General features: G+C 52.8%; 6 protein-coding genes. All 6 read left to right on the top strand.

Annotation, left to right across the window (positions count from 1 at the left end; genetic code table 11):
• Positions 1–421, top strand: a 421-nt coding sequence (locus ACE4YL_RS04495; RefSeq protein ID WP_461369307.1) for a phage portal protein, incomplete at its 5' end; no start/stop codon positions are given.
• Complete coding sequence (locus ACE4YL_RS04490; RefSeq protein WP_461369306.1) at positions 414–2,096, top strand: phage major capsid protein; 1,683 nt, start codon at positions 414–416, stop codon at positions 2,094–2,096. The genes ACE4YL_RS04495 and ACE4YL_RS04490, both read left to right, overlap by 8 nt.
• 292 nt (positions 2,097–2,388) lie before the next feature.
• A complete protein-coding gene (locus ACE4YL_RS04485; RefSeq protein WP_461369305.1) occupies positions 2,389–2,823 on the top strand; it encodes a hypothetical protein in 435 nt (144 codons plus the stop codon).
• Positions 2,824–2,915: 92 nt separating this feature from the next.
• Entirely contained in the window at positions 2,916–3,116 is a 201-nt protein-coding gene (locus ACE4YL_RS04480; protein WP_461369304.1) for a helix-turn-helix domain-containing protein, read from the top strand.
• A gap of 35 nt (positions 3,117–3,151) precedes the next feature.
• Complete coding sequence (locus ACE4YL_RS04475; RefSeq protein WP_461369303.1) at positions 3,152–3,406, top strand: hypothetical protein; 255 nt, start codon at positions 3,152–3,154, stop codon at positions 3,404–3,406.
• A 14-nt stretch (positions 3,407–3,420) separates the two neighbouring features.
• A partial coding sequence (locus ACE4YL_RS04470) for a site-specific integrase (protein WP_461369302.1) occupies positions 3,421–4,335 on the top strand: 915 nt, incomplete at its 3' end.

Raw genomic sequence — 4,335 nt, 5'->3', positions numbered from 1 at the left:
CCAGTGGCTAGAATCTCGGCAGGTGACAGTCTTAGACATAAGCCGGATCTTTGGAGTCCCGCCGGCACTGCTAGGACACCTGGAGAAGGCTTCCTATAGCAGCCAGGAGGCGCAGAACCTGGAATTCCTGACCCATAGCCTGAGGCCGTGGCTGACACGTATTGAGCAAGCCCTGGAGCGGTCCCTCATAACAGATGAGAGCCTATACTGTGAATTCACTACCGGTGACCTGTTACGAACGGATCAGAAGAGCCGTTATGAGGCATACCGTGTAGGACTTTCAGCAGGCTTCCTGAGCGTGAACGAAGTCAGAAGGCTTGAGAACTTACCGGAAGTTGAAGGCGGTGACGAGTTATTCCGGCCCTTGAACATGGCACTACTTAGCGAAGTGGCAAAGGAGAGTGAGACAACGAATGAATGAGCGTGAAATTAGGTCCTTGCCGGTGACTCTAGAGACCCGTGCAGAGGAGAACGGCAAGCGGACCATTGCAGGGCAAGTCCCTTACGGTATAGAGAGTGAGGTCTTACGGGACGTATTCGGCGATAACTTCGTTGAAGAACTGGCCCCGAGATGTTTTGATGAATCCCTGAAGGTCCGGGACGTAGTGGCCTTGTGGTCCCATGTCTTGGCGCAGGTGCTAGGCGGGACTAAGAACCGGACACTGAGGCTTACGTCAAACGAAGAGAGGTTACTCTTTGACCTTGACTTGCCTGATACTCAGGCGGGCCGGGACGCCTGGGAGTCAATAAGGCGCGGTGACGTGGACGGCGTGAGCTTCGGAATGGTAGTGAAGCGTGACAAGTGGAGCGTGGTAAAACGTGACGGCCAGGAGGTCTACAAGAGGACTATCCTTGAGGCCGAGCTTTGGGAGATCAGCCCAGCAGTATTTGCTGCATATTCGGCAAGTGCGGTGACGTGTAGATCCCTTGAGGCACACAAAGAACGACTTCAGGAGGATAGAGAAATGAAAGACAACGAATCAAAGAAGAGGTCCAGGCTTGAAGAGACTGTTGCGGAACTGGAAAACGAGCTTAGGGACCTTGATTCAGTGGCTGAGGACAGGACCCATGACGATAACAAGGAGGGTGTTGAAATGAAGGAAAAGACAGTTGAAACTCGCACGGTCCCCGCGGTGGCCATTTCTGCCAGTGGACTGGAAGAGCGCGAGGCATTCAATCATTACTTGAGGACCGGTGAAATCAGGGCATTGACTGTATCTAGCGAGACCAAGGGCGCAGCCCTGGCCCCGGTGGACTTCGCCAAGGAGATCATTGACGGCCTGGCTGATGTTGCTGTCATGCGACAGATAGCGCGTGTCTTACCGCCTATCAGTGGGAAGAGTGTAGCCTATCCCCGCAGGACCGGAGGAACCGGCGCTGCTATGGTGCTTGAAGGTCAACCTATTGCCCCCTATGACCTGACCTTCGACCAGGTTATCATCACGCCGAAGAAAGCAGCAGCCCTTGTAGAGGTCTCTAACGAACTTCTACAGGATGCGGGCGTGGACATTGCCGGTTATCTGGCACAGCATTTCATTGATGAAATCGGCGAACTGCTTGAAGATCAGTATTGGAATGGTGACGGTGTTGACGCGAACCTGTTGGGTATTCTGACGGCAGAGGATGCGTCCGAGCAACCGCTTATTGAAAGAGTGGAGACTGCTGAGACTACCGGCGTTGACGTGGAGGACATTCTGACTCTGTGGGCCGAGCTTCCTTCAAAGTATCGCCGGAACGCGGTTTTCGTCTGCAATAGCGCTATGGAAGCCGAGCTTCGCAAGATGAAAGACGGCAATGGCCAGTACCTGATGGTTCCCGACCTTACGACGGGACTGGGCAATACTCTTCTGGGTAGGCCCCTCTATCTGGCCGAGGGCTTCCCTGGAGACTTGACAGCCGGTGACGATGTTCTGATGGTAGGAGACTTCATGAGAGCCGTCTACATCGGCGACAAGATCGGCATTGACATTCAGAGGAATGAAAGCGCTGGATTCTACAAGGACACTGTGGCATTCAGGGCTATATTCAGAACCGACATACAGCTTGCCTGGCCTGATGCGCTAAGGGTGCTTCAGATAAAGTCAGGCGCTGCTTAAGAGCATATTGCCGGGACCTTCACGCCCGGTGATATAGAACATCGGCCAAGGGGCTGGCTCTCCCTTCGCTGATGTTCGCTTCCTCCTTCAAGGCAAAGGGCCGGCGGTTTCGGAAGGCTAATCACCTAACCCGACACGATAGCCGGCCCGCTGCTATAATCCCCCGAAACCGAGCCTCTAAAACGCATTTTGAGCGCCGATTAGCAGGCGTTGAATGGTATAGCATAGGCAGTAACCCTCACTTTGAGGGGGACTGCGCGTTTCACATACCCCTTTCAAGGGAGGGAGGCGATTGAGAGGCCGTGAAATTCGCCGGGCAAGCATTCGATTGATTGAAGCCGAGATTCGAGCCTACCCCGAAACTCTTCAGAGCCTCAAAGAAATAGAGCAAGAGATCGCCGAACCGCGTTCACCCGGCGCCTACATCGACCTGGCTAAGACTACAGGCCACAGTGACCCTACCGCTAAGAAAGCCCTCAAGATGATGGAATCCCCTAGAGTCCGTGAAATTCATCGGCGAGTCAGCGCGATCAGGCGTATGGTTCGCATTGTCAAGGCAAACCCGGACCCTGGCCGGTATAAGCTAATCGAACTGACCTATTGGTCTAATGGCCGTTATGACGTTGAAGGCGTCTGTCGAAAGCTAAGTATCAGCCGAAGCACATATAACCGCTGGAAGCGTGAGGCCCTGGGGATAGTGGCTGAGCGGTTAGGGTGGGATATTTGACGGCCTTCTAAGCAAAGAGAACGATAATCAAAGATAATCCTTGACTATCTATGTTCGTCGATGTTATACTTCTTAATGGGGGTGACTATGTAATGACTGAATTACCGGACCTTTTGACGATTAAGCAGGTGGCCGAGTATTTGCAGGTAGCGGAACTGACCGTCAGGCGCATGTTAAAAGACGGCCGGCTTCGCGGGACCAAGCTAGGCGTTTTGTGGCGTATTCCCCGCGAGTCAGTAGAAGAACTAATTCTGACGGGCTATACAGCCCAAGAGGGCAATCCCGATGGCTAGATGAAGATAAAGGTTCCAGGGGAGGAGGTGGAAGAATGGGAACCATGAGGGCGCTGTTCGGTGGAGCTATTCATATTAGCTTTCGACCTGCACAGGGAGAACGGCTGTATGGCGCGCCGGAGAGATGGCGGGCCATAACAACGGTGATCAAACAGGCGCGTCATACCACAGACCAGCTTGTTGAGGTGGGTTATGAGGCTTGTGGTAAGACCCCTGAAGAGGCTCTCAAACTGCTTAAGACAAAAGTTGCCGAGGGAGAAGATGGGTGGACATGGGATAACTACTCATAGAGGAGAGGAGAGAGATGGCTAGACCCAGACAAAGAAGGCGCGGGCATGGGGAAGGAAGCATAACCCGGCGCAAGGATGGAAGGTGGCAGGGTAGCGTTCTTCTTGGCTATGACCCCGAGACTGGCAAGGAGAAGCGTAAGTACTTCTACGGTGGGACCCGTAAAGAAGTACAGCAGAAGATTAACAAGATAGCCGTAAACATTCAGGCAGGCACTTACCGGGAACCTGCCAGAATAACGGTGGAAGAGTGGTTCACAACGTGGCTTAACGACTATATGAGGCTTTCCCTACGGCCTACTACCTGGGATAGCTACAGATACCAAGTTGAGGGCCATATTATCCCCGCTTTGGGACATTTGAGGCTGTCAGAGCTACAGACAGCGCATATCCAGCGACTCTATAATGAGAAACTGAAGTCCGGCAGGCTTGACGGCAAGCCGGGCGGTTTAACCCCTAAGAGTGTCCGATTCATTCATACCGTTATTCATTCTTGCCTTGAGCAGGCCAGGAAAGAAGGCATGATAACAATAAACCCTGCCAGTGCTGTAAGACTGCCCAAACTTGAGCAGCGGGAAATTCGCTACCTGGATAGCGGGGAGATTAAGGAATTCCTAGAAGTGGCGCGGGATTCTAAGCACTTTGCAGCCTTCTTCTTGGCATTGAATACAGGCATGAGGCGCGGGGAGATCCTGGGTTTACGGTGGAAGGATATTGATCTTGAAGAAGGACAGCTTACCGTCAATCAGGGGCTTGTAAGGGTAAGCGGGGAGGGACTAGTATTCCAGGAGCCGAAAACTAAGCTATCGAACCGGACTATCAGCCTTTCGCCTATGGTGGTAAAGGTCTTGAGAGAACACAAGAAGCGACAGAATGAATACCGGCTTTTGTTGGGCGGTGCATATAACAAGGACCTTGATCTAGTGTTTGCT

The organism is Candidatus Darwinibacter acetoxidans, assembly GCF_041936445.1.
Classification (GTDB): Bacteria; Bacillota; Limnochordia; order Darwinibacteriales; family Darwinibacteriaceae; genus DTU010.
This window is presented reverse-complemented; position numbering and strand designations above follow the sequence as displayed.